This window comes from Nonomuraea sp. NPDC052265, assembly GCF_044547985.1.
GTDB lineage: Bacteria > Actinomycetota > Actinomycetes > Streptosporangiales > Streptosporangiaceae > Nonomuraea.
Genome location: NZ_JBIUBJ010000023.1, coordinates 46107 through 71762 on the forward strand (window position 1 = coordinate 46107; position 25656 = coordinate 71762).

The 25656-nt window shown below is 71.0% G+C and carries 21 protein-coding genes and 1 pseudogene; 8 read left to right on the top strand and 14 right to left on the bottom strand.

Features of this window, described 5'->3' with window-relative positions; all coding sequences use genetic code 11:
* Positions 1–55: 55 nt before the first annotated feature.
* The 5 genes and pseudogenes from ACIHAD_RS40920 to ACIHAD_RS40940 all read right to left on the bottom strand — a co-directional run bounded on the left by ACIHAD_RS40920 (position 56) and on the right by ACIHAD_RS40940 (position 1575).
* Positions 56–250, bottom strand: coding sequence for a hypothetical protein (locus ACIHAD_RS40920; RefSeq protein WP_397360183.1), 195 nt, complete (start codon positions 248–250; stop codon positions 56–58).
* 98 nt (positions 251–348) lie between these two features.
* The gene (locus ACIHAD_RS40925; protein ID WP_397360252.1) at positions 349–504 is read right to left on the bottom strand and encodes a hypothetical protein; all 156 of its coding nucleotides are present in this window, start codon (positions 502–504) and stop codon (positions 349–351) included.
* A 37-nt stretch (positions 505–541) separates the two neighbouring features.
* Positions 542–688: pseudogene (locus tag ACIHAD_RS40930) on the bottom strand (hypothetical protein); the annotation flags it as partial.
* Positions 689–725: 37 nt separating this feature from the next.
* Positions 726–1178 (bottom strand): hypothetical protein, encoded by a 453-nt coding sequence (locus ACIHAD_RS40935; RefSeq protein ID WP_397360184.1) that lies wholly within the window; start codon positions 1176–1178, stop codon positions 726–728.
* The gene (locus ACIHAD_RS40940) at positions 1165–1575 is read right to left on the bottom strand and encodes a hypothetical protein (RefSeq protein ID WP_397360185.1); all 411 of its coding nucleotides are present in this window, start codon (positions 1573–1575) and stop codon (positions 1165–1167) included. The genes ACIHAD_RS40935 and ACIHAD_RS40940 overlap by 14 nt, the downstream gene beginning before the upstream one ends.
* A 248-nt stretch (positions 1576–1823) precedes the next feature.
* Here ACIHAD_RS40940 and ACIHAD_RS40945 point away from each other — a divergent pair, with 248 nt between their 5' ends.
* Positions 1824–2417 carry an integrin alpha gene (locus tag ACIHAD_RS40945; RefSeq protein ID WP_397360186.1) on the top strand — a complete coding sequence of 198 codons (594 nt, stop codon included), beginning with the start codon at positions 1824–1826 and terminating at the stop codon, positions 2415–2417.
* Positions 2418–2619: 202 nt separating this feature from the next.
* Here ACIHAD_RS40945 and ACIHAD_RS40950 read toward each other — a convergent pair whose 3' ends face one another.
* Positions 2620–3843, bottom strand: a complete 1224-nt coding sequence (locus ACIHAD_RS40950; protein ID WP_397360187.1) for a helix-turn-helix domain-containing protein — start codon at positions 3841–3843, stop codon at positions 2620–2622.
* 181 nt (positions 3844–4024) lie between these two features.
* On the opposite strand from ACIHAD_RS40950, the gene ACIHAD_RS40955 reads away from it, so the two are divergent.
* The 3 genes from ACIHAD_RS40955 (at position 4025) to ACIHAD_RS40965 (ending at position 6594) form a co-directional block, all read left to right on the top strand.
* Positions 4025–4417 (top strand): DUF4267 domain-containing protein, encoded by a 393-nt coding sequence (locus ACIHAD_RS40955; protein ID WP_397360188.1) that lies wholly within the window; start codon positions 4025–4027, stop codon positions 4415–4417.
* A 255-nt stretch (positions 4418–4672) separates the two neighbouring features.
* Positions 4673–5299, top strand: a complete 627-nt coding sequence (locus ACIHAD_RS40960) for a hypothetical protein (protein ID WP_397360189.1) — start codon at positions 4673–4675, stop codon at positions 5297–5299.
* A gap of 365 nt (positions 5300–5664) precedes the next feature.
* Positions 5665–6594 (top strand): TIGR04222 domain-containing membrane protein, encoded by a 930-nt coding sequence (locus ACIHAD_RS40965; RefSeq protein ID WP_397360190.1) that lies wholly within the window; start codon positions 5665–5667, stop codon positions 6592–6594.
* A gap of 259 nt (positions 6595–6853) precedes the next feature.
* On the opposite strand, the gene ACIHAD_RS40970 is transcribed toward ACIHAD_RS40965, so the two are convergent.
* Positions 6854–7114 (bottom strand): MerR family transcriptional regulator, encoded by a 261-nt coding sequence (locus ACIHAD_RS40970; RefSeq protein ID WP_397360253.1) that lies wholly within the window; start codon positions 7112–7114, stop codon positions 6854–6856.
* Between the two features lie 727 nt (positions 7115–7841).
* On the opposite strand from ACIHAD_RS40970, the gene ACIHAD_RS40975 reads away from it, so the two are divergent.
* From ACIHAD_RS40975 to ACIHAD_RS40985, 3 genes are all read left to right on the top strand, one after another.
* Positions 7842–7997 (top strand): hypothetical protein, encoded by a 156-nt coding sequence (locus ACIHAD_RS40975; RefSeq protein WP_397360191.1) that lies wholly within the window; start codon positions 7842–7844, stop codon positions 7995–7997.
* Between the two features lie 169 nt (positions 7998–8166).
* Entirely contained in the window at positions 8167–8328 is a 162-nt protein-coding gene (locus ACIHAD_RS40980; RefSeq protein WP_397360192.1) for a hypothetical protein, read from the top strand.
* Positions 8329–9355: 1027 nt separating this feature from the next.
* Entirely contained in the window at positions 9356–10033 is a 678-nt protein-coding gene (locus ACIHAD_RS40985; protein ID WP_397360193.1) for a GNAT family N-acetyltransferase, read from the top strand.
* Here ACIHAD_RS40985 and ACIHAD_RS40990 read toward each other — a convergent pair.
* From ACIHAD_RS40990 to ACIHAD_RS41020, 7 genes are all read right to left on the bottom strand, one after another.
* Entirely contained in the window at positions 10014–10385 is a 372-nt protein-coding gene (locus tag ACIHAD_RS40990; protein WP_397360194.1) for a hypothetical protein, read from the bottom strand. The two genes, ACIHAD_RS40985 and ACIHAD_RS40990, sit on opposite strands and share 20 nt — an antisense overlap.
* A gap of 243 nt (positions 10386–10628) precedes the next feature.
* Positions 10629–11558, bottom strand: a complete 930-nt coding sequence (locus ACIHAD_RS40995; protein WP_397360195.1) for a hypothetical protein — start codon at positions 11556–11558, stop codon at positions 10629–10631.
* Positions 11559–11571: 13 nt separating this feature from the next.
* Complete coding sequence (locus tag ACIHAD_RS41000) at positions 11572–12537, bottom strand: hypothetical protein (protein WP_397360196.1); 966 nt, start codon at positions 12535–12537, stop codon at positions 11572–11574.
* Positions 12538–12545: 8 nt separating this feature from the next.
* Positions 12546–21179: an RHS repeat-associated core domain-containing protein gene (locus tag ACIHAD_RS41005; RefSeq protein ID WP_397360197.1), complete on the bottom strand. Its 8634-nt coding sequence runs from the start codon at positions 21177–21179 to the stop codon at positions 12546–12548.
* Positions 21179–21355 carry a hypothetical protein gene (locus ACIHAD_RS41010; protein WP_397360198.1) on the bottom strand — a complete coding sequence of 59 codons (177 nt, stop codon included), beginning with the start codon at positions 21353–21355 and terminating at the stop codon, positions 21179–21181. Before ACIHAD_RS41010 ends, ACIHAD_RS41005 begins: the two co-directional genes overlap by 1 nt.
* Before the next feature lie 373 nt (positions 21356–21728).
* The gene (locus ACIHAD_RS41015; protein ID WP_397360199.1) at positions 21729–22940 is read right to left on the bottom strand and encodes a cytochrome P450; all 1212 of its coding nucleotides are present in this window, start codon (positions 22938–22940) and stop codon (positions 21729–21731) included.
* Complete coding sequence (locus tag ACIHAD_RS41020) at positions 22937–23929, bottom strand: methyltransferase (RefSeq protein WP_397360200.1); 993 nt, start codon at positions 23927–23929, stop codon at positions 22937–22939. The genes ACIHAD_RS41015 and ACIHAD_RS41020 overlap by 4 nt, the downstream gene beginning before the upstream one ends.
* Before the next feature lie 153 nt (positions 23930–24082).
* Between ACIHAD_RS41020 and ACIHAD_RS41025 the strand changes: the two genes are divergently transcribed.
* Complete coding sequence (locus ACIHAD_RS41025; RefSeq protein ID WP_397360201.1) at positions 24083–25624, top strand: 4-hydroxyphenylacetate 3-hydroxylase family protein; 1542 nt, start codon at positions 24083–24085, stop codon at positions 25622–25624.
* Positions 25625–25656 lie beyond the last annotated feature (32 nt).

A 25656-nucleotide genomic window follows, 5' to 3' on the forward strand; every position in this document is an offset into this window, starting at 1 on the left:
GCCGTCGTTCCATGGTGGGTCCAACGCCGCGAACCCCTGGGCTTGGAAGCGTGGATCATCTCCGCACGTAGTTCCCGGTCGCGGCGAACATCATCGCGATCTCGCTCACGGGCCGGCCTCGCACCGGGGCGGGCACGATCCCGGTTCGGCGCAGCCGGACCCGGTCTCGGGTCGACCTGGTGATCTTCACCAGGCGTTGTGCTCGCCCGGGCTCCAACTCGTGGACGAACACGTCGGGCTGACGGACCACCGGCACCACCTCCACCCGGCAGCCTGCCAGGCAAGGTCAGCGCGTCAGCCCATGGGACTACCTCGCCAACGTTCTGAGGCGGCCCCGGCTTCGCGCGCCTACTTGGCCAAGATCGCCGTGAACGCATCGAGCAGAACCTGCACCGGATCGCTGGGCGCGTTCACCGCACGCCACGCGATGACGCCGTCGGGCCGGATCAGGCTCGCGCCCCGAAGCGCCGGTCCCGTAGCGGGTGCCGCACGCTCCCTGGGGATCGATCAGGTCCTTGCCGAGCACGGTGGTTCGCACGGTCGCGCCGAGGCGGGCGGTAACGGCATCGGCGGCGGCTCGCCACACCTCACCGTCCGGCCCGGCCAGGAGCACGAAATCCTGACCGGAAAGGTCCACTGTGGAAAGCATTTCGCCGCCGCGCCGCAACCACACGTGGGGAACGCGGAATCCCGGTCGGCCGGTCGGCCGGTAGGGATCCTCAGTGTCAGCAGGATCTGTCGGAGCCGGTTGTGGCGCTCAGTGCGCGCAGGGCGTCATCGTATTGGTCGCGGTCGAACTGGAACGGACCGAATGCCGTGTAGTCGCGGGTCGTGCGATGGGGTTGCTCGAAGGAGTCCCAGATCACGAGGTCGGCTGTCGCGGCGATGCGGGCCATGAGCGGCCAGCATCCCCACTCGCCGCATTCACAACCGAGAATGGGCGTCTTCGGCCCCATCGCGTTGGTGGACCGTCCGAGGAAGTGGTCCTGCATCAGGCCGAACCGGAAGTACCGCGGGATCAGACCGCCGTAGGCGTCGCCTGCGGGCTGCATCCCGGCGGTGATCTCGAACCTGTCGATCAGCTCGGTGAGTGGTGTCCCGTCGATGCGGGGCACGATCACGAGCGCGCCGCCGTCGCCATGGTGCCGGCAGTCGAACCGGATCTCATTGCTGATCACCCATTGATTGTCTCAGCGAAGCCGTTCCCTCCTCCTCCCGGATGGGTTGAGCTGGGGTCATGCGTGGCATGCCGAGGTTGATCGCCGTGCCGCCGGGAGTTCGTCGGTCCATTTGAGCGAGCTCCTCTTCGGCACCAGCCAGGCTGACCTGGAGTCCTTCGACCTCGCCGAGCCGGCCTTCACGCTCGGCCTCGGCGATGCGGGCGATGAGATTGTCGCGGATCTCCTCCAACCGGCCGCACTGGGCCGGGTCCGGCCGGAGGAGCGAGCAACGAACGTCCCGTTGACCGAACCAACTTGTCGTCGGTGTGCGTGGCGGAGCGGTCAGGCCGAGGCGCAAGTGGCTGCGTTCCGTGGCTTTGGAGGTTTGATCGTCACTGCGGGTGATCGGCTGCATCTGTTGTGATCGCGTGTCGTTGAGGTCGCGTCCCGCACGATCCTGGGGGTGACGGCGTGGCATTCCAGCCGTGACAGCGACCGCTCCGCGAAGCCATCCGCCGGCCTGCGACGAAGCCATCGGGGACGAAGCGCACGAAGAAGCACGTGCGTGCGACCAGGCCCGGCGGCCCGGCGCGTCCGATGCCCTCGGCGGTCGTCGCCGTCGGCCTCAACCCGGCCACAAGTCGTAAGCGGAATCCTCGCCCCATGCGCGAGAACGAGATCGCCTGGTCGGCCGCGATGCTCGCAGTGACCGTAGGGCTCAGCACACCCGCCGCACCCGCCGCGGCGGCCCCCGCCATCACCGTCAAGAGCGACTTCAACGGGGACGGTTACCGCGACATCGCCGTCGGCATGCCCACGTACCCGGGCTACCTCGGCACGAACAACAGCGGCATGATCGCCGTCCTGTACGGCGGCCCGAACGGTCTCAGCGGCGCCAAACGGCTCATCCGCCCCACGTCCGGCTGCTCGGGTGAATCGCCCGACGTCTGCCAGGGCTGGGGCAAAGGACTGACCTCCGGCGACGGCGACGACATCATGGAAGCGATGGTCCTGCTCGCCCCCACCTACGGCTCGACCAGCCATGAGCTGTGGTACATCGACAGTCTGCGAGACCCGGCCCACACCCCCATGCTCATGGGCAACACGGCGGCCTGCGACACCCCCGACGCGACCAAACCCGCCTGCACCACGAAGGACTCCCAGCTCGGCCTCGGCGACGTGAACGGCGACGGCTACCGCGACGTCGTCATGGATGCCCTGTTGGAGGGCGAGTTCGCCTGCCTCCACGTGCGCTGACCTCGGACGGGTGGACGGGCGATGACTCCGCAGGTCAAACGCGTCCTCGGCCTGGCCGCAGCCGTCGGTGACCGCCGTGACTGACACCACCAATTACGGCAAGGCCGAGGCCAGCCGTACATCCCGGGCGTCACCGTGACGGCCTGCCGCGCCCGTGTATCTCGTCTCGTGAGCGGCTTCGCAAACCGCAGAGGTCAAAAGATCAAGCTGGGGCGCGATCGTGGGACTGGGTCAGGGATTCGGCGGTGAGGCGCCAGATCTCGGCGGCGAGGTCGATGTTCGCCTCCTCCTGCGCCTGCTGGGCCAGGGCTCTCATCCCGGCCAGCCCCTCCTCCTCACGCCCCTCGGCGATGAGCAACTGGTGGCGCAGGATCTCCAGCCGGACCTGTTCCCGGTGGCTCATCCGCAGCTCGGCCGAATCGAGGCGGTCGAGCAGTTGCCTGGCCTGGCCCAGCTCTCCTCGCTGGAAGGCGATCTGTGCGCGCAGGGACATCACTGCCTGCTCCAGTGCCGGTGTGCCGGCGAAGGGGAGGGCAGGTTCGATGGCCTGTACGCAGGCCAGGGCGCGGTCGAGGTCGGGCGGGGACTTGCGCAGGTGCAGGGCGGCCGCGGCGGTGCGCAGCCGCAGCCACAGGTCGAGGTTCTCCCGCCCGTCGAAGCGCTCCAGTGCCTCGTCGAGCAGGGCGCCGGCGCGCTCGCTGTCGCCTTGGCGGAACAGGACTGCCGCGCCGGTCCACATGGTCTCGGCCCACAGCGTGTCGGTACGGCCGGCGACCAGCGCGGTCAGTTCGTCGGCGTGCGCCCTGGCGTCGGGCAGCCGGCCTGCCTCACTTTCGGCTGAGACCAGCGCCAGCAGGGCGTTCGCCCTGGCGTGTGTGGACAGTCCTGCCTGTACGGCTTGCTGGTGGGCGGCGGCGGCCGCCTCCAAGGCGGCGGAGATCTCGCCCAGCGCGCGCAGGCATCGGGCCAGCTGGGCCAACGCTCGCACGCTCAGCTCGGGTATGCGGATCTGCTCGCTGACGTCGACCAGTTCACGAAGGTGGGTGTGTTCCTCGGCGTATTGCAGGTGGCGGCGGCGCCATTCGGCGATGCGCCACAGTGCCTGCCAGCGCAGGAGTGGATCTTGCTCGTGGGTGACTTTGACGGCCTCGGCCAGCAGTTCGCCGGTGGCGTCCACGTCGAGGCCGGCGGCAAGGGTGAGGCTCTGGGCCAGTGAGGCGGTGGCGGGTTCGGCGAACTCGGCCGGGCTGATGCCGAGCCGGTCGGCCAGGTAGGTCACGGCCCGTTCGGTGGGTTGCCGCGCGCCGGATTCCAGGCGCGACAGGTAGCCCGTCGACATGCCGTCACCGGCGAGGGCCGTCTGCGACAGGCCACGGTCGGTCCGCAGCTGCCTGAGCCGTAGGCCGAAGGAGGGCTGTTCGAGCACGTGTTCACTCCTGGATGGGCGGTGGAGCTCGAGTCTACGCCGCTTGGCAATCAATTGCCAAGCCGAATCAAGGGCATGGCTGAGATCTGTCCGGCTTGGCAACTCGGTTTGGCAATAACTTGCCAAACCGAGTTGATGTCTCTAGATTTCTTGGCAACACGAACCCCACCCGGAGGTCATCATGAAGCACGTCGCCACCGCTCTTGCTCTGCTCGGCGCCTTGTTCATCGGCTACGTCGGTCTCAACTACCTGCTTGGACCGGAGGCTGCGGCTGCCGGATTCGGCCTGCCCCAGCCGCCGTCAGGCGACGCCGGCGGCTACTTTGCTGTCAAGGGAGTGCGTGACATTGGGCAAGGCCTTGTCATCGTCGCGTTGCTGCTGGCCGGTCAGCGTCGGGCCTTGGGCTGGGCGATGTTGGCGATGTCGTTCGTGCCGCTGGGCGACATGACGATCGTGCTCTCCCACGGCGGCCCGGCAGCAGCGGCCGTCGGCATCCACGGCGCCACCGCCCTCCTCGTGATCCTCACCAGCGCCCTCCTCCTGCGCACGTCCCGACCGTCAGCAGCCGCCTGACACCACCTCTTCCAACGGCCCTCACATGTCCATTCGTCAGTGATCGTCCGCTCGGCCGAGGCTGAGGTGATCAGCTGAGCCTCAGCGCCATCCGTCTCCTGGCCGGCTCCAGCGCGACCGGCGGCGTCCTGTCCACCCAGCGCGTCACGCTGCCACCGGAGCCCACGGCGCCCGCCCCCACGACACCCGCTCGGCCGTCCGAGCTACTTCTTCGGCCTGGCCGCCAACGAACTGCCGTTCGCGGCTTTCCTCTACATGCTGCTCCTGCCGACGGCCCTGGCGTTCGCCGAGGGTGACATCGACTCGGCGGGCGGCTGGGCGGTCGTCGCCCTGGCCGCCGTGACCACGATCGGGCTCGCAGTCATCGCCTACCGCGCGCTGGGCGAGCGCGCCAGGATCGAGCGCGCCATGGAACTCGGGCTGGGCGCAGGGTGGCGGGCCGCCATCGACGCCGACCTCGCCGCCGGACTGCGGCGCCGGCCTCCGTGGGCCCGCATCCTGTTCCTGCCCGTCTTCCGGCGCCGCTGGGACGTGCGGCGCGTGGCCAACCTCGCCTACGGCGACGCCGGCCGCCGCAACATGCTCGACCTCTACCACCACCGCTCGCGCCCGCAAGGCGCGCCCGTGCTGATCCATCTGCACGGAGGTGGCTACACCGGCGGCCACAAGAACAGCCAGTCGCTGCACTTCGCCGACCGGCTACGCCAGACCTCGGCCAATCCCGTCGTCTACGCCGAGCTGCGCGGCGGCAACCACGCCTTCGACCTGTACCACTCGCTCCGCTTCGAGGCAGTCGTCGACGCCGTCGAGGGCTTCACCTCCTGGGTGAGATCCCGGGAGAGAAGAGCCGCAGTCGGCGGGCCGGGACGTCCGCTCAAGTGACCGCGCGGTCCACGGTCAGCCCCGCGGTAGTCCTCGCGCATCGCGTGCACGGTCCGGGGGTCGTGGACGGCCCGCCGGAAGTCCTCGTACGCCTCCGCGCCCATCTGCTCAGGGGTGGCTGCCCACCAGGCTTCGGGGTCGGCGTGGTGGCGGGCCAGGAACGGGGCGACGCGGTGCCAGGTAGCGCGCGTACGGGGGTAAGGTCCCCGGCCCGATCCGGGCCGCGATCCCCCGGGCCCGAGAAGATCGCCCCGGCGGAGGTACGCCCGGCCGCGGCTCTCGTGCCCAGGGGGCCGAATGGGGTGCTCTTCGGAACCTTCGTGTCCACCTCACGCGTTCGTTGATCAACAACACGGGAGGTGGGCATGGATGTGATCCTCGCATGGTCGGCGGTGCTGCTCGGGGCGGTCACCGTCGGCACGGTCCTCGCCGCCGAGGTGGCGCACGTCCGCGCCCGCCTGAGGCTCGGCGGGCTGCGCGACGTCGACCTCGGCCACTACGAGCTCGCCTATCTCGCGGGCGGACCCGTACGGGTGGCGGACACCGCGATCGGATTGCTGGCCAGGGAAGGGGAGATCCGCGTCTCCCGAGGCGGGAAGATCCATCGCGTCTCCACGGCCGTGACGGCGGGATACCTCGTGGAGGAGCGGCTTGTCGCGATCCTCGCCGAGCGCAGGAGCCCGCCGGTCGTCCAGGTCAAGCGCCGCCTGGCGGAGAGCGCGGAGGTCGCCGGGATCAGGGATCGGCTCGCCGACCTGGGCCTCCTCGTCGACTCTCGGAGCGTGCCCGGCTTCCGCGTCTGCCGCGACGTCCTGAAGCTGATCCCCACGGTCGCGGTCGTCGCCGCCGGTGCGGACGTGATCTACATGATCGTCGCGCAGTCGCCGCCGCTGAGCGTGGCTGCGCTGTTCGGGTTCGGCGGCAGCTGGCTGACGGCCAGGAAGATCCGGTCCCTGTACGTCAGGAACCGGCCGGTCCGGCTCGGCCGCGCGGGCCGCCACCAGTTGGAGAAGGCACGCCGGGCACACCCGTACGGGGCCGGGACCGACGCCGTGGCCGTCCCGCTCGCGCTGTACGGACTGAGCCACCTCGGCGACCCGCACCTGTCGGCCGAGCTCAGCAAGCGTTCGATCCCGGACGGTCACCTCTACCCGGCCGGCCCCAACAGCCCGGCCAACCAGTGCGGCTCCGTCGGCTGGACCTCGGACGACAGCGGAAGAGGCACCTGGGACGGAGGGGGTGGCGGCTGGGACGGCGGCGGCGGCTCGGGTGACGGCGGAGGCGGCGGGTCCTGACGAGCGGCACGGCACTCCTGCGACCACTCCGGACCCCTCCGATCACGACCCGCCCGCACGAAGCGAGCCGCGGCCCGCCCCGATCGGTCCCTGGGACGCCCCCGGGCCACAACGGGACCGTCGAGGAACTCGCCGCCCTGGGCGGAATGTCCCGGGCCACCTTCGCCAAGCGGTTCGCCACCCTTGCGGGCCGCCCACCGATGCGATGTGGCCTGGTCAGCGCAGTCGGAGACCAGGCCGCCGGGTGCGGCGCCGACCGTTAGGTTCCGGCGGTGCGCTCGCGTTCGGCGTTGATCCGCAGCGCCTCGGCGAGCTGGTCCTCCAGGATGATGATCCGGCAGGCTGCTTCCACGGGAGTGCCCTGATCGACGAGCTCTCGGGCACGCGTGGCCAGGCGCAGTTGGTAACGGGAGTAGCGGCGGTGGCCGCCGCTGGAGCGTTTCGGCTCGATCAGGTGGGCGGCGCCCAGGGCCCGCAGGAACGTGGGGGTGACGCCGAGCATCTCGGCGGCCGCGCCCATGCTGTACGCGGGGTAGTCCTCATCGTCGAACCGGTCTCCGGCCGTGCGTTCGGCCGTCGTTTCCGTAATCCTGCCGCGAGCCAGTGTGTCACCCTCGGCAACCGAGCGAAGTTGATCCATACATTCCCTTCTCATCACGAGCACAGGGGCCCCGGCGCCTGTTGCGCCGGGGCCCCGAAAGAGTTCAACACCATCTACCGGCCATCCGGCCGGCTTACTGTTGTGCGCATCCGCCGCAGAGAGCGGCAGTGATGCGCGGATCGCGGATGCGTGACCGTAGACCACCTTCCAATCCCGTGGAACTGCGGTACCCGAGCGGCGGAACTTCAGCCGGCAACGGGCGATCCCGATGGCGTCAACACTCCCTTCCTCTTCCGGACCACTTGCCAACTTCACCTTCGGCAGCGCGTCCACGATCAGGGCCCCTATCCACTGCACTGGCCCGTCACGTCCGACCTTCTGCCGTCAACCTCTTCTGACTTCGTCTTGCTGCGGGCAGTTCGTCGTGATGCCAAGGAACTACTTCGCTGCCCGGTGGATCCGTTTCTTGCGATATCAGAAACCATAACGCCCACACTCACGAATGTCTACCACCGCCACGATAGATTTTCGGCTCCGGGCGTAGCAGCCTGGCCTGTCAGAGGACCGGCGCCGCGACATCGTCCGCAAGACCAAGGGCGAACTGGAGGCGGCCCGCCGCCGCGGCCGGGTCGGTCCCCGCCGACCCGTGGTCGACGACGACGAACGCGCCGCCATCCTCGACCACCGCCGGCGCGGGGAATCCATCCGCACCAGCGCCGCCGGCGTGAAGGTCTCGATCGGCGTCGTCCACAAGACCCTCGCAGACACCAAGGAGGGCATAGGCGCCGCCCCGCAGCGCTGACCGTACGCGTCCAGTCGCCCAAGGGGCCTCCTGGGGTTCGGCAACAACGGGGTGCTCGCCGACAACGACCCCATCGAGCAGAAGAAGCTCAACACCCTGCTCGCCGACCTCGTCGTCTCCACAACGCCCTGGACATCGCCGACGTCGTGCGCGGCCTGGTCGCCGAAGGGTGGACCATCACCGCCGCCGAACTCGCCGCGCTCTCTCCCCCTACCCGCGCGCCCACATCGCGCGCTTCGAGGCCCATGCCACCGATGAGCTCGGGCTGGAGCCCGAGGCGTTCAACCCCGCGCTGGCCGAGGTCGGCCTCGACGTCGACCTCGCCGCCTGACGAGAGGAGACCCGCCCCATAGCCGAGCGCACCGCCTGCGCCGACTACGACCGGTATCTCGCCGACCCCCCGCACCTCAGTATCAACAGCATCAACAGCAGGGGCAGCGCCAGGATGAGCATGAGACATCCCCCCGCCGGCGGGGTTCTGCGGACCTGTTCATTCAGCTTCGCCATCATGCGCTGCTGTGCCGGGCAGCCCGGGGTCACGACGTCCTCATAGCTGAAGACGCGACAGGGCAGCCCTGTCATGAACTCGGGGTCGTACGGCCGTTGGCACATGGAGCAGATGGGGTCGCTCATCGTCCCTCCGGATGTCGCGATGGCCGGCCTGCGCAGTGCGCCAACGCTACGGCGAGCCCGCCACAGCGCTGATCGCTTCCGATTCCCATCCTCGGGATGTTACGTTGCGCAACTCGTCCCGGTATCCCTTTTCCGGAACACCTGTTGTGGAGGTACAGCCCTGGTAGAGACCGGTGATTGAACGGTCCGTATTCTCTGGCGGTTGTTACTTTCTGTGGGTGGTTGCCGGGTGCAGGAGCATTTGCGTGCAGTTCATCGTTCACGACAATCCGGCAGAAGGCACTGGCGAGCCACTACGCCCTGATGATCGCCGATGAGCTCGGGCTGCGCCTCAAGGCGTCCGACGGGGCGCCTCCACCGGCCAGGGCGGCGCAGCCGTGCGACCCCGACCACAGTGACCGTCACGACCTGCCTGCCAAGGCCACCCAGAGCCCGGATCCGCACCTGCTGAAGACCCACCCTCGCCCTGACCGAGGGCACCACCCTGTTGCGTGACTCCCAGACGATCGCCGCGAACCACCCGGCCGACGCCGCCGCGGTGGCGTCGCTGACCATCACCGGCATGCGCGCCGGCGAACTGGAGAGCCCGACGGCCGGGCGGGTCGAACGCTCGGCGGGCCACTGGGTGATCCACTTCCGGCTCAAGGGCGGCACCGTCATCGTGGTGCCGCTGCCCGAGGAGGGGGCAGCGGGCTTCCCCATGGCAGCGACCTCGTCGTGCCTGGTTGCTCGGGACCTGCCGCCGGGGAGGCGTAGCGGCCGCCGTCCGGGAATCAGTCGCCGACCTGGCCGGTCGGCTCGGGGGCGCCGAACCCGGCGAGGAGTTCGCGCAGGAGGTCGGCGAGCTGCTCGCGGCGCTGGAGCGGCAGGTGGCCGACGAGGCGGTCGTTCGGGGCCGCCGGTATGTTGGGCGGATGCTGATCAGGGAAGCCACCGTGGACGACTGGTCGGCCATCTGGCCGTTCTTCCGCGAGATCGTCGCCGCCGGTGAGACCTTCACCTATCCGCTCGATCTCGGTCAGGAAGAGGGGCGCGGCTGGTGGTTCCTGCCCGCCCCGAATCGTACGGTCGTCGCGGTCGACAACGATGGCGTGATCCTCGGCACCGCGAAGATGAACACCAACCAGATGGGCAACGGCTCGCACGTTGCGAGCGCCAGCTATATGGTCGATCCAGCGCATTCCGGACGCGGTGTGGGCCGCGCGCTGTGCGAGTACACGATCGAGTGGGCCCGCGCGATGGGTTACCGCTCGATGCAGTTCAACGCGGTCGTGGAGACCAACGAGACGGCGGTGCGGTTGTACCGGAGACTCGGATTCGAGGTGCTCGGCACCGTGCCGGAGGGCTTCTGGAGCCCGGTGAAGGGCTACGTCGGACTGCACATCATGTACCGCGCTCTTTGACGGGTTCCCGGAACGCGCCGGACGCACTGCGGGCACCGCGCACCGACACCGGCGCCGGCACCATCTCCGAGCGGCCCAGGCCCGCCGCATCGTGGACGCGCTCGCCGAACACTTCCCCGACCTGAGCGATGCCCTCCGCGCCGAGATGGCGGACCACAGGATCGCCGCCCATCTGGCCGCCCCCGCCGCCGGCGAGATCCTCATTCTCGACAGCCCGTACGTGGCCAACCGGCGGCTCAAGGCCAATGGCCATGGCCGCCTGCGTGTGGCCTGTACCCGCATGCCGTCGGCCAGCCCCCACCCGGTCCAGGAGCAGCACGACCTGCAGCGCGAAGGCGACCTGCGCCCGCATGAATTGCCCGACAACGCGGATGGCCGATGTTCGACAGGTGGGTTGTCGAGGTGCCGTGGTCGATCGGCAAGCCGGGCCGTTGGTGATCAGATGGGTCGGAAATGGTCGGTGGTAGCGGCGATGTGGGTCCCGCCGAGCAGGCGGGCCAGGCCGTGTCCCTGCTCGTCGGCGCGATCGTTGAGGACGGCTTCGCGCCGCTGGCGCTGAGCACGATCTTGAGTGCAGAGAGCCGAGGCGGAAAGGTCATGAGCATTCCACGAGGAGGTAGTTCACGAGCGCGTTCTGGGCCGTGACCGTCGTCCCCGACCCGTTGTAGTCATTGTCCTGGAGTCCCTGCTCGGAGACGGCGGTCACCTCCCCGACGTCCGGCTCGTTGAGCGTCACCGACGTCGGGGAGACTCCGAAGCAGATCTGCGAGATGTCCGGCGTGGGATCGAGCGTGGGGTCGAACTGGGGCCAGAACGACTGCAGGAGGAAGGCCGCCGAGGCCACGCTCGCGCCACCGAGGGCGGGCAGCGGCCCGACGGTCTGGGTCACGGGGGCGACGTTGGGCAGGTAGGCGAGGCCGAGGCCGAGGCCGGTTCCTTTGGGGGTCATCGCGATGACGGCGGCGTCGACCGTGCCCGAGAAGGCCGAGTCGCCGGTCCAGATGCCGGTGGCGACCGCCGACACCGCGGGCGTGCGCGACGTGAGCGGGCACGTGACGCCCACGCCGACACCGAGGCTGAGGAAGTCGGAGTCGTCGCTGGCGAAGGTGTAGGAGAAACCGGAGATGGCCGCGACCGCGTACACCGGCGGATACGACGTCGGCAACGGCTTCTGCGCCGCCTGCGACGACATCTTGTCGACCGGGATCCCATGCTGGTTCTGCATGATGAGCCCGGGCGGATCGTCCGAGCCGATCCAGGCGACGACCGTGACATAGGTGTAGGACGAGGAGGAGTCGACATCGTCCATGAGCAGGGTCTGGTCGATGGTGACGGTCGTCGGATCCGCTTCGGCGTCGCTGCCCACCTGCAGGGACACGCCGATGTTCTGGATCTGCGCGTTGGACGGCTGCGTCTGCCAGTTCAGGTAATTCAGCGCGTAGACGAAGGGGCCCACCGTGTCGGTGAAGGTGAAGGTCCCCGAGTTGCTGCCGGTGATTTTCTGCGTCTGGATGGCGATCGGCATGGTAGCCCTCCTGTCAGGCGAACTGGGCGATGACAGCCAGCGTCGCGGTGCTGTCTGAGGTGATGTAGGTTCTGGCGCCCCAGTCCGGGTTGTAGATGTTGAGGATGAAACTTCCCGAGACTTGGGCGCCGGAAATGGTCAGGTCGGACGACTGCATCGCCCCGATGAGCTCCAGAGTGGTGGTGTCCCCGTAGACGATCGTGACGTCCTGGAGCAGGATGGCCGCGTTCACGATCTGCGAGTAGCCGTCGGGGATGGTGAACGTCGCCTGGAACGTTCCCGTCATGCCGTTCTCCTTGTCGGGAGCGGACCAGTTCACGTCCACCGTCCGCGCCACGTCGAACCCCGTCAGATCGGGGAGGTAGGACAGCAGGCCGATGTCGACGGTCCCGTCGGACTGGAAGTCCGTCAGGGCGGTGGTGCCGTTGACCTGCACCTGGTCGTTCAGCGGAGAGGAGACGCCCGAGCTCAGCGTGAGGCCGCCGATGTAGCCTCTTCCGCCGGTGGCGCTGGCGACGGAGAACCCGGAGAGGAACGCCAGGTTCTGGGCGCCGTCGGGGACGTCGATCGGCGGCGAGTCCGCGCCGGACTGCAGGCCGAAGGTCGTCCCGCAGACCGCGGTCGTGACGGAGGTGCCGATCACAGCCAGCGCGGTCGCCTGCACGACGCTGGCGGGGTCCGACTCCCCGTCCCAGAAGCAGCGCGCGGTGTCGCCTTGGTAGTCGGTGAGCATGACGTTGCCGCCCAGGACGACGGTGTCGCCGAACAGGTTGGGCGTCAGGGACGCGCCGACGGCTCCCACCGATTCTGCCCAGAACGACGAGTTGGTCTCGTAATTGACCAGGAAGCCGCTCAGCGCGACGGCGAAGGCGAGGATCTGCTCGCCCTGGCCGATGTCGCCGCTGAAGTCGAACACGACCGGCGACGCGAAGGCGTTGCCCGAGGGCATCTTCTGAGTACGGACACTGAGATGAGCCATTACTACTCCTAGGAGCCGAACCGTAGATTCGTGTAGCACAGGTATCCGCCGCCGAGGAGCACCAGCGGCAGGGCGGAGATCGCGACGGTCGCCCACGGGTCGTTGGTCCAGGCCGTCTTGAGGCTGCCGACGTTGATGTCCCCCCACTCGGCGCCGCCTTGGGCCACCATGCCCAGCAGCGACGTCCCCATGCCGAAGCCCAGGTAGACCAGGCTCTCCATGCCGACGCCCTGGCGCAGCGGCCGGTCCTCGGCCACGTTGCACATCACCTGTTTCACCGCGCCCTGCACTGCGCCGCCGGGCCCGCCGGACGTCACCGCGATCAGGCCGCGGACCAGCCCCGGCTTCGCGTACTGCAGGGCGCGGGTGGCGGCGGAGGCGGGCCGGGCGGGCGCCGGCGCCCGCTCCTGCGCCGCGCCGGCCTGTGGTTGCTCCCCGGGCGGCTCGGCCTCGGCGGGCGGCGCGACCTCGGCGATGGCGCCGCCGCCTTCCTGCGTCACCTGCGCCAGCGGCGGCCCCGCGGCCTCGGCGACTCCGGCCTCGGCGGACTCGGCACCCGGCGCCGCGGCCGCGCCGGCGGCCGCCGCCGGCTCCAGCACGGACGACAGCCCCCCGCTGATGCCGCCGGTCACCAGCCCTCCGGCGGCGCCGGCGGCCAGACCGATGCCGAAGTCCAGGCCGAACGCCTTACCGCTCCAGTTGCCCGGCGGAGTGGTCACGGCGTATTCGAGCCCGCTGCCGGCCGCGCCCATGATGCCTCCGCCGGCGGCGCCGATGCCGGCTCCCGTCGCCGCCGCGCCGGCCAGGCCGCCGCAGATGCCCTCGGCCGCGAACGCCGCCGGCACCAGTGCGGCGGTCGCCCCGGCGGTGGCGATCGCGCTGGCCAGGATGAGCAGGGTGAGGGCGGCCTCGATGCCGGCCTCGCCCATCGCGGTCATCGCGCCGGTCGGGTCCGTCAGCAGCGCCGGCTGGTTGCCCGCGTAGACGTACGGGCTGGCGTACTGGCCGGCCGGGTCGGGGTTGAGGAACCGGGCGATCGACGGGTCGTACAGGCGGGCCGGGAACGCGTACAGGCCGGTCTCGGCGTCGAGTTCCTGCCCGGTGAACAACAGCGGCACGAAGCCCGGCGACGGCTCGTGGGCCAGCACCTGACGGCCGAACACGTCGAAGGAGTAGGTCGCGACGTGCGTGCCGTCATCGTCGAGGACCAGCCGGGGTGAACGCAGGTGGTCGGTCACGATCGTGTGGCGCAGGCCGCCGCGCATCATCGCGACCAGTCCGGTGGGACCGTACACCCAGGCGGTCGGGGCGCCGGACGCGTCGACGGTGAGCAGCGGGCCCGGTGTCCCGGCGTGCACGTAGAGCGCCGGCGCGTCGTCGCCGGCGGACTGTTTGACCCGGCGGTAGCCGTTGACGTCGTAGGCGAAGGTCAGCGTCGTGCCGCCCGTGCCGGTGATCGAGGCGGGCAGGGCGGTGGCGTCGAGGTAGGTCAGCGTGAGGTCGTCGCCGCGCTGGGTGAGCAGGCCGTTGGCCTGGTAGGTGTAGGTCGCCGGGGTTCCCCCCGCGGGGGTCACCGAGGTGAGCCGGTTGGTGCCCGCCGCGTAGCCGAAGCGGGCCGGGTCGCCGCCGCCGCGCGCGAGCGTCTGGATGTTGCCGTTCTGGTCGGTCAGGCCCGCGGTGGTGGTGTAGCCGACGCCGACCGTACGGGTCCCGTCGGCGTCGTCGGCGCCCAGCAGCCGTTGCAGCGGGTCGTGGCTGTAGCGCACGGCCGCGGTGTCCTTGACGCCGTCGCCGCTGATCGACTCGACGAGCGTCTGCGGGTTTCCGGCGGCGTCGTAGGTGAGTTCGAGCGCGAACGCCGTGTCTCCGGACGCGACCACGAGCGAGCCCAGCCGGCCGAGCGGGTCGAAGGCGGCCGATCCGGCGCAGCCGCCGGGGTAGGCGTGCTTGACGGGCCGCCCCCGGGGGTCGTAGGCGTAGGACGCCAGCGGGGTGCCGTCGTCGTCGGCGACGCCCACGACGTTGTCCCGGCCGTCGTAGGTGTAGCGCACGGCCGTGAGCCCGGTGGCGGCCGCGCACGGGTAGCCGACGCGAGTGGCTCGGCCCTGGTTGTCGAACTCGTAGGTGGTGGTGAACGTGCCCAGGGTGCTCCCGCCCTGGCTCATCCGCACCGTCCGGCTCGCGAGGGTGCCGTCCGGCGCCCAGCCGAAACTCTCGGCGACCTCGTACGACGACGCGCCCGAGCCGGTGACCGCCACCGTGCCGACGACGTGGTCCAGCGCCGCGAGATCGCCGCCGTCGCCGTCGTACGTCCAGCGCCGCGTCACGTGGTACGGCGTCTCCGTCTGGTCCTCCGGCCACGACGGCTCGTCGGCGTACCGCTGGAGCGAGCCGCAGTCCCAGCCGAGGGTCACGGTGCCCGACGACAGGCGCCGGCCGAGGACGTCCCAGGTGTGGTAGGCGAACAGACCGGCGGCCGCCGCCGCCGCGTCCTGGACGAAGCGCACCCGCCCGCCGCTGTCGAACAGGTAGCGGGTGGTCCCGGTGTCCGGTGAGAGGTCCTCGACCACCTGCCCGACGGCGTTCTCCCGGTGGGTGAGCGACTGCGCCGGCTCGCTGTAGGTGAAGGAGTCGGGCAGCGCCGTGACGGTGTCGGCCGTCCCGTTCGCGTACTGCGGCGTGACCGTGTCGAGTGCCGCGTCCGCGCCGGCGGGACTGTAGCGTGCGGCGGGCCGGCCGCTCGCGTCGCGCAGCGTGGTCATCGCGGTCTTCGTCTGGCTTGTCCGGGTGGTGAGCTGGAACGTCGCGTCCGGTGGGTTCAGCCCGTGCGGCAGCGCCTCCTCGTTCGCGTCGTACCCGTACTGGACGGTCGCCCGGCCGGCCGGCGTGGTCGATCCGCGGTCGATGACGGCGTGGTCGCTGCCGGGGAAGCCGAGTTCGATCGGGCGGGCGTGCCGCGCCGGTTCGAGGACGGTGCGCGTGTACGGGTAACCGCCGTCGTCGGTGTCGTTGGTCCCGTCGTACCAGTCGGCGACGTCCCCGGTCATCGTCGCGTCGCCGTCCAGCCCGGCGAGGAAGGCCGGTACGTCGACCAGCCCGGGACGGTAGGCCAGGACCGGCAGGGACGCGCCGCCGCCGAACAGTCCCGGCGCCGGTTCGGTGCGCGCGATCTGGCGGGCGCGCCCGTCGCGGATGGTCTGCGACACCAGGTAGTCCTCGTCCGTCAGGACGTGATCCTGGCGGGCCGCTCCCGTCGCGTCGCTGTGCTTGAGCCGCAACGCCGGGCCGTCCAGGAGCACGAGGTTGGCGATGGCGAGACCGTTGCGGCCGACGACGACGGCCGGCGCGCCGCCCGCCCGCGTCTGCTCGGAGAACAGCATCCGGCCGTCGGCGTAGAAGATCAGCCGGCCGCCGATCAGGACGAGCAGGCACCACGTGGGCGGGCCCGACACGGAGACCGGTGAGCCGGTGGACGTGAGCCGCCACTGCGCGGCGGTGGGATCGAAGGTGACGGCGCTGTCGCCGACCGTGATCGCGAAGTCGTCGGTGAGCTGGAGCGGGCCGTCGCCGAGCGGGGCGAGTTCGACGTAGAGCGCGTACGTCGGCCCGGGCGACGCCGCGTAGCCGAGCGAGTCGCTCTGCTCGGACGGCTGATGGGCGAGCACGCCGCCGGCGGCGGTGAACGCCGTGGCAGCCGACGGCGTCCAGTCGGCCTGCCATCCGGTCCCGTTCCGGAACGTCTGGTGGCTGCCGCCGGAGAAGCACTTCACCGCCAGCGACCCGTTGGGGTCGGCGCAGTCGAAACCGTCCGGATTGCCCTGCCGGGACAGGTATTTGAGCTGCAGGGACGACGGCGCCCCTGCCGAGGTGGTGCCGCCGATCACGCGCAGGAAGGTGTCGCGGATCACGTGCCAGGTGTGCCCGGCGCGGTCGATGCGGGCCAGCGGCAGCCGGCTCGCGGCGTCGTAGGACCGGGCGGTGAACTGCGCGGTCAGCGGCACCACGGTGACGTCGTCGGCGTGCACCGCCGCCGTGGTGGTGTTCGCGGCCGCGATGGTGAGCGTGATGTCGCCGCCCGCCGGCACGGCGATCGCCGCCGACTGGGGCGACCAGGCGCCACCGGTGTCGGGGAACGGCAGGAACTGGGAGGTGGGCGTGCCGTCCGCGGTGACGGTGAACGTCCAGCCCGAGGTGCCCGGGGTGAAGCCCGCGCCGGTCTTGCACCAGCCGGTGAAGACGTAGGTCTGGCCGGTCTTCGGCGACAGGGCCGCGCGGGTGGCCGTCGCGCCCGCGCCCGGCAGCGCCAGGCTGCTCGAACCGGTGTGCGCGTCGGTGTCGTCCCATTTCGCCCCGCCGGTGAGCGTCCACCCCGTCAGGTCCTCGTAGGTCTCGAACCCGGTGTAGGCCGCCTGACCGGCGGTGAAGCTCGCGTTGGCGACATGCGCGATGTCGAGCAGCCCGTCGGCGGAGGCCAGCGTCGCGTGGACCGTCCCGGCCGGGTCGGCGGACTCGGAGACCGCGCCCCGTGCGCTCACGGCCGTCGCGGTGCTGGTGGTCACCCAGTACGCCGGGTCCGGAGCGCCGTCGAACGGGAAGCTCCCGTCGTCGCCGCCCGAGGGGTCGCCGGTCCACGCCCACTGCCGGGCGGCGGCCATGACGCTCACCTGCTTGCCCGGCTGCGACCAGGACGACCAGGTCGTCGCCGTGGAGCCGACGGTGACCGCCGCGGCGCCGTCGACGCTCACGGTGTGCAGCGAGGCGACCACCGGCTTCAGCAGGTTCGCCGCGAGCAGCCCGGGATACTGCTCGTACCCGTACGTGAGCCGCTCGGCGTGCGCCTCGACGCTCCCGGTGACCGTGGCGAGCTGCCAGCCACGACCCACGACGCCGCCGGAGAACGGAGCCGGGACGGGGAACGGGCGCATCGGGTCGATCGGGGCGTAGTCGAGCGTCGTCGTCATCGGCACGCCGTCCCGGCGCTCGACGACCTCGGTCGGGCGCACGTAGGTGCCGTAGATCGGCTGCGGGACGGGGTCCTGCGGCGACCGGCCGCGCTGATCGAACAGCGTCCACGTGGTCGTGCGGCTGTGCACCGGCGTCCCCGTGAACACGCGCACCCCGTCGGGCGCGCCCGGGTCGCCGGTGTAGTCGATGTTGTGGACCAGGCCCGACGCCGGGTCGGCCACCGCCCAATAGCAGTACGCGCCGTCGATCTGCAGGTACTGCACCGTGGCGCCGCTGCCCAGGGTGCTGCCCGCGGCGGCGAAGGCCCGCGCGAGGCCGTCGGGGACGGGCTGCGGCGAGCCGGGCGCGGCGTCCGGGTCGAGCCCGAGCGCGCTCGACATGGCTGTCGCGAACGTGAACGCGCCCGCGAACGCGGCCGTCTGCCGCAGCAGCCCGTCGAGACACAGATCGCTCGCCCCGGGCAGGGTGCCGTTGAGGTAGGAGTAGACCGTGCGCCCGAAGACCGAGGTACCGGCGTCGGCGGCGCCGTCGTACACCGCCGCCCGGTAGTACTTGACGACCTGCCCCGTCGGATCGCACGCCGCCGTCGCCGCGTCGAACTCGTACCCGGTCGTGTACGTGCCGCCGAAGCCGTCGCCGATGACCAGCGTGCTGACCGGGTAGCCGGTTACCGGGCCGCTCATCGCCTGACCGGCGTACCGGTACACCCGGTAGGACGGCGCCTGGCTGAACCCGCCCTCCGTGGCGGCGTAGACGACCAGCGAGAACGGCCCCGCGGGCCACTGGCCGTCCGCGGCGCCCGGCGACACGCCCGGGACGTAGTACGCCGAGCTCCCCAGCGGGTCCGGCAGCGGCTGGAGCACGCCCCCGTTGCGCAGCACGAGCAGCTGGACCGCGTCGTCCGCAGCCACCGCCGCGTCGCTGACGAGGTAGGCGAGGAAGGCCGGCGCCTGGTTGACGATGCTGCGCGAGTCGACGTCGGTGGCCAGCTCCGAGGTCGACGTCAGCGCGAACACCGGCTGCCGCACCGGCTCCGCCCAGGTCGTCGACGTGCCCCGGTAGAAGACGGAGTTGCGGGCGACGATGAAGTCCCCGCCCGACGCGGACGGCCGGCCCTGGGTCTCGATGCTGCCCCCTTGCGGCAGCGCGGTCGTGATCGGCGTCGGCTGGGCGGCGAACCCGTCGCCGTCCGGGTCGTAGGCCATCAGCTCGGTGGCCGCGTCGGTGTAGTCGTTGACGACCTGGACCGCGACGTCGTCGCCGTAGGCGAACGCGAGCCAGCCGGCCCCCTGGCCGGAGGTGGCGAAACTCGTGCTGTGCCAGGTTCCCGCGTCGAAGCGGAACAGGTTCTGGCGGACGGCGACGAACGCGCCGTCCACCACCTCCGGCTGGGGCGGCCACGTCACCGGCTGGTCGGCGTCGATCGGCTCCGACTGCAGCCCTCCGACGTAGGCGGTGTCGGTGAAGTGGTAGTCCAGGTCCCAGCGCAGCAGCTGCACCCCGTACGTCATGCCGGGCTGGCCCTCCGCGAACGACAGCGCGGCCACCGACGGGCCGGCGTCCCAGAGCACCTGATGGTCGTCGTTGTCGCCGACGGTGTGTCCCTGCAACGCGATCGTGTCGCCGTCGTGCCAGGTCGCGAACCCGTCCAGCCAGGCCAGCGACACGTCGGTGCCGTCGAGGGAGGTCTCGGCCACCAGCAGGCACTCCGCGGCACCGAGCGCGAACAGCGGCGAAGATCCGCTCTGCACCGGTTCGTCCGTCCCGGACCATCCGCCGCGCCAGTCCCACGCCCACCGGTAGAGGTCGTAGGACGAGCCGTCGGCCAGCACGGCGGCGACGAAGGCGCTGCCGGCGGTGAGGGTCGCCACGCCGGTCAGCGCCGGCACGCCGGTCGCCGTCCACTGGTCCGGCCGCGTCGGGGTGCGGCTGTAGAGCGTGACCTGGCTCCGGCTGTCGTCCTCGGCGACCAGTGCCAGCGCGAACGTGTCGTCGGCCGTGACGACCTGGGCGTCGCCGGCGTCGAGCGGGTTGTCCTGGTCGTCGTAGACGGTGCCGCCGGACCAGTGCGACCAACGGCCCAGCCACGTGTACACGTCCAGCGTCGCCATCGTCCGCTCGGCGTTGAGCCAGACCGACACGACGTAGTCCGTGCCGCTCCAGACCAGCGGGGTCGCGCCCGCGCCGAGCGCGGGCGCCGGCGCGATGTCCGGCGTCACGCGATCACAGACGTCCAGGCCGGACTCGGCGTAGGACCAGGTGGCGACGGCACCCTGCGGGTAGGTGACCGATCGCAGCGCGCCGACGTTCGGGCCGTCAGCGGCGTCGATGTAGTAGTCGAAGGCGTAGCCGGGCAGCGCCGCCCCGGCGGCGTTGCGCTCGCTGACCCCGGCGAGATATCGCTTGACGGCCGTCGCCGACAGCTCCGCCGGCGTCGTCGACACCACCCGCGGCGCGGTGTAGTCCAGGTCGACCGCGAACAGCAGCGCACCGGTCGAGGCGCTCACGTCGAGACCGCTCAGGTAGAGGGTCTCGTAGCGGTCCTGATAGGCGTTCGCCGCGCAGAGGTTCGCCGGCGGCGTCTCCGGCGCCTCGGCCGGTTGCAGCTCCTTGTGCGGGTCGAGGTACTCCTGCGCGTCGGCGGTGAACGTCTTGTCGCCGTAGCGGAACGTCACGACCTGGCCTGCGACGCTGGTGACGCTCGTCGGACAGATCGCCTTGGTGTACGGCAGGCCGGTGCCGACCAGCTGCTCGGCGTTGTTCCCGAGCAGGCCGTCCGCGCCCCTGGGGAACTCGTTGTAGGCGTACGACACCGACGATCCCCAGCGGTCACGGCGCGTGCTCAGGTTCCAGGCCCTCGCATACTGCTGCTGATCCGTGCCCACGGTCGACGGCCCGGTCCACGTGCCCGACGGCCCGCCCCATTTGACCGCCCACTCGACGCTGTTGCCCGCGCTGGTCGCATACTGCTTCGCGGTCTTGCCGAGCCCACCGCCGAATGTCCGCACTTCGCCGGAATCGGTCGTGATCTCCCATTTCTCGTAGTCCGCGTAGTAGGAGATCTGCCAGAACTCGTAGTCCTGCAACTGGAAGCGCGATCCCCCGTCGCACACCTCGGCGCCGGTGCCGGTCGCCGCCACCGAGAACACGCGCTGCCAGGTGTCGTCGCTGATCGTCCAGTCCGCGCCGCCGCCGGCGACCGTCGCCCCCGCGTCGAGGGGCACGCCTTGCGCGACGAAGGCGGCCACGACGTCCGCCGACACCGTGCCGCCGGCGAGCGTGGCTGCAGCGGCCGCGTCCAGGCTCACCCGCGGCCATGGCGTCGAGTCCGCGACCAGCGCGTTGGAGACACCGGCCGACCAGTAGACGTACCGGGTGGCGGCGCTCACGGACCCGGCGCCGACGGCCTCGATCCTGTCCCAGGCGAGGTACCAGCCCAGACCGGCGATCCCGGTGGGAGCGTCCAGGTTCCATTGGGTGACCTGGTCGCTGACGTTGCTCCGGTAGTGCAGCGCGACGCCGACCGCGAGCGTGTCGTCACCCGGCACGCCGGGCAACTGCACGAGCTTCTGCGGATAGTTGACGTCACCGCGGAACAGGTTCACGTCCCGTGAGAGCCTGCCGATGTCGCCGGTCTCGAACTGCCCTGGTCCGATCGCCGGAGTCGCGTTGCTCATCAGATCCCATCCACACGTACACGCAGCGGCAGCCCGCGGTCCAGGCAGCCGCACGCGTTATGCCCCGCGCGATCTTCCTGGACGCTGCCGGCGGGTAACGTTCGCGGACCGACACGCCAGGACAGCGCAAACCGGATCCGGATGCGCGTGGAGACGGGCAGCGGGATGTTCTCCACGTCCTCACGATGGCGCGTGACCTCGCTCTTCGGGGCGCGGAGGAACCCGATCTGGCAGCCTCCCGGGCCTTCCGCTTGAGCACCTTCGCTTGGAGGCCCACCAGGTCCGGCGGCGAGCAGCGGTGCGCCGCCGCAGTCGACAGCGGGAGTTGCCAGATCGGGATGTCCTGGATCACGGAGTGGAGCCGGTCACCCGTGCACTGCCCGAAGGACGTGTGCGCGTAGTACCGGGAGCCCTCGTCCCTGGCCAGCGGCGACCTGGCCCAGTTGCAGAGCTGGGAGCGAGCGCGGTCAGCGTGGCCGCGGCCCATGACGTCCATGATCGTCGGGACGCGAGGAAAGACCGGAGGACCGGCCGGACGCGAGGGGTGGGTCAGGTGGTGGTGATGAGGAAGCGGTGGAGGCCGCGGCCTACCCAGCGGTCGCGGTGGTCCGGGGGTTCGGCGGCGGACAGGGCCGGGAAACGGCGCAGGAGCAGCGGCAGCGCGATGCGGGCCTCCATGCGCGACAGCGGCGCCCCCAGGCAGAAGTGCGGCCCGGCGCCGAAGCTGAGCGGCTGGACGTCCGGCCGGTCCGGGTCGAAGCGGGCCGGGTCGGGGAAGCGGCGCGGGTCCCGGTTGCCGGCGGCGAGCATGAGGACGACCTTCGTCCCGCCGGGCACAGGGATGCCCGAGATGTCGGTAGCGGTCTCGGCCCACCGGCTGGTCGCCTGGACGGGCGCCTCGAACCGCAGGACCTCCTCCACATACGCGGTGGCGAAGCCCGGCTCCTCGCGCAGCCGCGCGGCCGCGTCCGGATGCTCGAACGCCAGCCGCAGCCCGTGCCCGAGCAGGAAGCTCGTCGTCTCGAACCCGGCGGTCAGCAGCAGCATCAGGTTGCCGACCAGCTCGTCGTGGCTGAGCCGGGTGCCGTCGTCGTGGGCCCGTACGAGCGCGGTGAGCATGTCGTCGGCCGGGTGGCGGCGGCGGTCGTCGATGAGTTCGCCGAAGTAGCCGGCCAGTTCGTCCATGGCCTTGTCGGCGATGGACAGCCTGGAGACGTTGGTGATGCCCTCCAGGGCGATCGTCAGGTCCGAGGCGACCTGACGGAACCATTTCTGGTCGTCCTCGGCCACGCCGATGAGCGCGCTGATGACGGCGATCGGCAGCCGGGAGGCGAACTCGGCGATGTAGTCGACGGGCGTGCCGCCGGCGCCGAGGTCGGCCAGCCGGTCCAGCAGCCGGTGGACCATCCGCTCGACCGACTCCTGCATCCCGGCCACGCGGGCGGGGGTGAAGCCGCTGCTGACCAGGCGCCGCGTCTGGGTGTGGCCGGGCGGGTTGCGGTACAGCATGGAGTCGGTGTAACCGCGCAGCGAGGAGTGCGAGCGCCAGGCGGGATAGATGTGGTCGTACCCGGCGGCGTCCTGGACGCGGAGCCGGTTGTCGCGCAGCGCGCGGTTGATCTCGGCGTAGCCGACGGCGACGGTGAGACCGGGGCGTACCGGGACGACCGGGCCGTGGGCGCGCAGCAGCTCGTACAGGGGGTAGGGGTCGCGGCGGCCCTCGGGGGCGACCAGGGCGGCGACGATCTCGGCGGGGGTCACGGGCGTACCGCCAGCCGGACGATCCGCAGCGCGCCCGCCGGGTGCACCGAGGCGACCTCCAGTCCGCAGCGCCCGGCCAGGGCCCGCAGGTCGGCGACGGCGCGCTCGCGCCCGCCGTAGTAGACGAGCATGCGCAGGTCCATCCCGGTACGCGGCGACTCGCCGTCGGGGCCGAAGTCCTCCACCACGAAGACCGAGCCGCCCGGCCCGGCCGCGGCGGCGCAGCGGCCCAGGATGACGGCGGCGTCGTCGTCGCTCCAGTCGTGCAGGATCCACGACAGCAGGTAGCCGTCGGCGCCCGGGGGCAGCGGGTCGAAGAAGCTGCCCGCGACGGCGTCGCCGCGGCCGGACAGCCCGGCGGCCTCCAGTGCCGCGGCGGCGGCCCGCGCGGTGGCGGGCTGGTCGACGACCGTGCCGCGCAGCCCGGGGTAGGCGGTGAGCAGCGCGATGAGCAGGGATCCGTCGCCGCCGCCGACGTCGACGACGTGGCCGAGGCTCCCCCAGTCGTACCCGGCCACGATGGCGGGGGCCCGCCCGGGGACCTCGGCGGCCATGCGCGCGTCGAACGCGGCGGCGCGGGCGGGGTCGGCGGCCAGGTCCTCCCAGAAGGATCGGCCGAACTGCCGGGGGAAGGCCGCCTCGCCGGTGCGCACGCTGTGCAGGAGGTGGGCGAAGGCCAGCTCGGCCCGCCCTTCCCAGCTCTCGATGTCCAGCATGGCGCGCATCCCGGCCGGATGGTCGTCGCGCAGCTCCTCGCCGAGCGCGGTCAGGGTGTACCTGCCGTCGTCGTCGCGGCCGAGCACTCCCCTGGCGGCCAGGTAGCGCATGAGGCGTTCCAGCGTGCCGGGGTCGGCGCCCACGGCGGGGGCGAGCTCGGCGCCGGTGGCCGGCGCCTTGGCGAGCCGGTCGGCGATCCTCAGCGTCGCGGCCACCCGGATCGCCATCGGGGTTCCCAGGTGGGCCAGCGCCCACAGGCGATGCTCCGTCACGCCGTCATCGTCACATCGGGGCACGCGTACGGGCACCTTCCAGAATGCCGCCCGCCGCCGCGCCCGCGAAACAGCGCACATCGCGAGATGGCCGCCGCCGGCCCGGGTGCCACGCTGAGGGTGCACCGTGCTGCCTGCCCAGGGAGATGTCCGATGCCCGATGCCGCGCCGAAGACCCGCCCGCTCACGGGCAGCGAGTACGTCGAGAGCCTGCGTGACGATCGTGAGATCTACCTCTACGGTGAACGCGTCAAGGACGTCACCGAGCATCCGGCGTTCCACAACCCGGTGCGGATGACCGCCAGGCTCTACGACGCCCTCCACGCCGACGGCACCCGTGAGCTGCTGACCTGCCCCACCGACAGCGGCGGCGAGGGCTACACGCACCGCTTCTTCACCACCCCGCGCACGGTCGAGGACCTGGTCGCCGACCAGCGGGCCATCGCGACGTGGGCCAGGATGAGCTACGGCTGGATGGGCCGCAGCCCCGACTACAAGGCCTCCTTCCTCGGCACGCTGGGCGCCAACGCCGACTTCTACGCCCCCTTCGACGGCAACGCCCGCCGCTGGTACCGCGAGTCGCAGGAGAAGGTGCTGTTCTGGAACCACGCGATCGTGCACCCGCCGGTCGACCGCAACCGGCCGCCGGACGAGGTCAACGACGTCTACGTGCACGTCGAGCGGGAGACCGACGCGGGGCTCGTGGTCAGCGGGGCGAAGGTGGTCGCGACCGGCTCGGCGCTGACGCACTACAACTTCATCGCCCACTACGGCCTGCCGGTCAAGAAGCGCGAGTTCGCGCTGGTGGCCACCGTCCCGATGGACGCGCAGGGCCTGAAGCTGATCTGCCGCCCCTCCTACGGCATGGCGGCCGCGCTGACCGGCGGCCCGTTCGACTACCCGCTCTCCTCCCGGCTGGACGAGAACGACAGCATCCTCGTCCTGGACAAGGTGCTCATCCCCTGGGAGAACGTGTTCATCTACGGCGACCTCGGCAAGGCGCAGCTGTTCACCGGCCAGTCGGGCTTCACCGAGCGCTTCACCTTCCACGGCTGCACCCGGCTGGCGGTCAAGCTGGAGTTCATCGCCGGGCTGCTGGTCAGGGCGCTGGAGATCACCGGCACCAAGGACTTCCGCGGCGTGCAGACCAGGATCGGCGAGGTGCTGGCCTGGCGCAACCTGTTCTGGGCACTGTCGGACGCCGCCGCCCGCAACCCGGTGGAGTGGCGCAACGGCGCCCTGCTGCCCAACCCCCAGTACGGCCTGGCCTACCGCTGGTTCATGCAGATCGGCTACCCGCGGATCAAGGAGATCATCCTTCAGGACGTGGCCAGCGGGCTCATCTACGTCAACTCCGGCGCGGCCGACTTCAAGAACCCCGACATCCGCCCGTACCTGGACAAGTACCTGCGCGGCTCGGACGGCACCGACGCCGAGGGCCGCGTCAAGGTGATGAAGCTGCTGTGGGACGCGATCGGCTCGGAGTTCGGCGGCCGCCACGAGCTCTACGAGCGCAACTACGGCGGCAACCACGAGAACACCCGGGTCGAGCTGCTGTTCTCGCAGATGGCCGGCGGCCAGCTCGACGAGTACGCGGCCTTCGTCGACCGGTGTCTCGGCGAGTACGACCTGGACGGCTGGACGGTGCCCGACCTGTCCTCCTTCGAGGAGCTGCGGCGCACCGGCACCGGCTGACCTGCTCGACCCAACCCTGAGGAGAGAAGGGC

Coding starts and splice junctions, on each gene's coding strand:
- ACIHAD_RS40940 (WP_397360185.1), bottom strand. CDS start 1,575: ATGCAGCCGATCACCCGCAGTGACGATCAAACCTCCAAAGCCACGGAA.
- ACIHAD_RS40945 (WP_397360186.1), top strand. CDS start 1,824: ATGCGCGAGAACGAGATCGCCTGGTCGGCCGCGATGCTCGCAGTGACC.
- ACIHAD_RS40955 (WP_397360188.1), top strand. CDS start 4,025: ATGAAGCACGTCGCCACCGCTCTTGCTCTGCTCGGCGCCTTGTTCATC.
- ACIHAD_RS40960 (WP_397360189.1), top strand. CDS start 4,673: ATGCTGCTCCTGCCGACGGCCCTGGCGTTCGCCGAGGGTGACATCGAC.
- ACIHAD_RS40965 (WP_397360190.1), top strand. CDS start 5,665: ATGGATGTGATCCTCGCATGGTCGGCGGTGCTGCTCGGGGCGGTCACC.
- ACIHAD_RS40970 (WP_397360253.1), bottom strand. CDS start 7,114: ATGGGCGCGGCCGCCGAGATGCTCGGCGTCACCCCCACGTTCCTGCGG.
- ACIHAD_RS40990 (WP_397360194.1), bottom strand. CDS start 10,385: ATGCGGGCGCAGGTCGCCTTCGCGCTGCAGGTCGTGCTGCTCCTGGAC.
- ACIHAD_RS40995 (WP_397360195.1), bottom strand. CDS start 11,558: ATGCCGATCGCCATCCAGACGCAGAAAATCACCGGCAGCAACTCGGGG.
- ACIHAD_RS41000 (WP_397360196.1), bottom strand. CDS start 12,537: ATGGCTCATCTCAGTGTCCGTACTCAGAAGATGCCCTCGGGCAACGCC.
- ACIHAD_RS41005 (WP_397360197.1), bottom strand. CDS start 21,179: ATGAGCAACGCGACTCCGGCGATCGGACCAGGGCAGTTCGAGACCGGC.
- ACIHAD_RS41025 (WP_397360201.1), top strand. CDS start 24,083: ATGCCCGATGCCGCGCCGAAGACCCGCCCGCTCACGGGCAGCGAGTAC.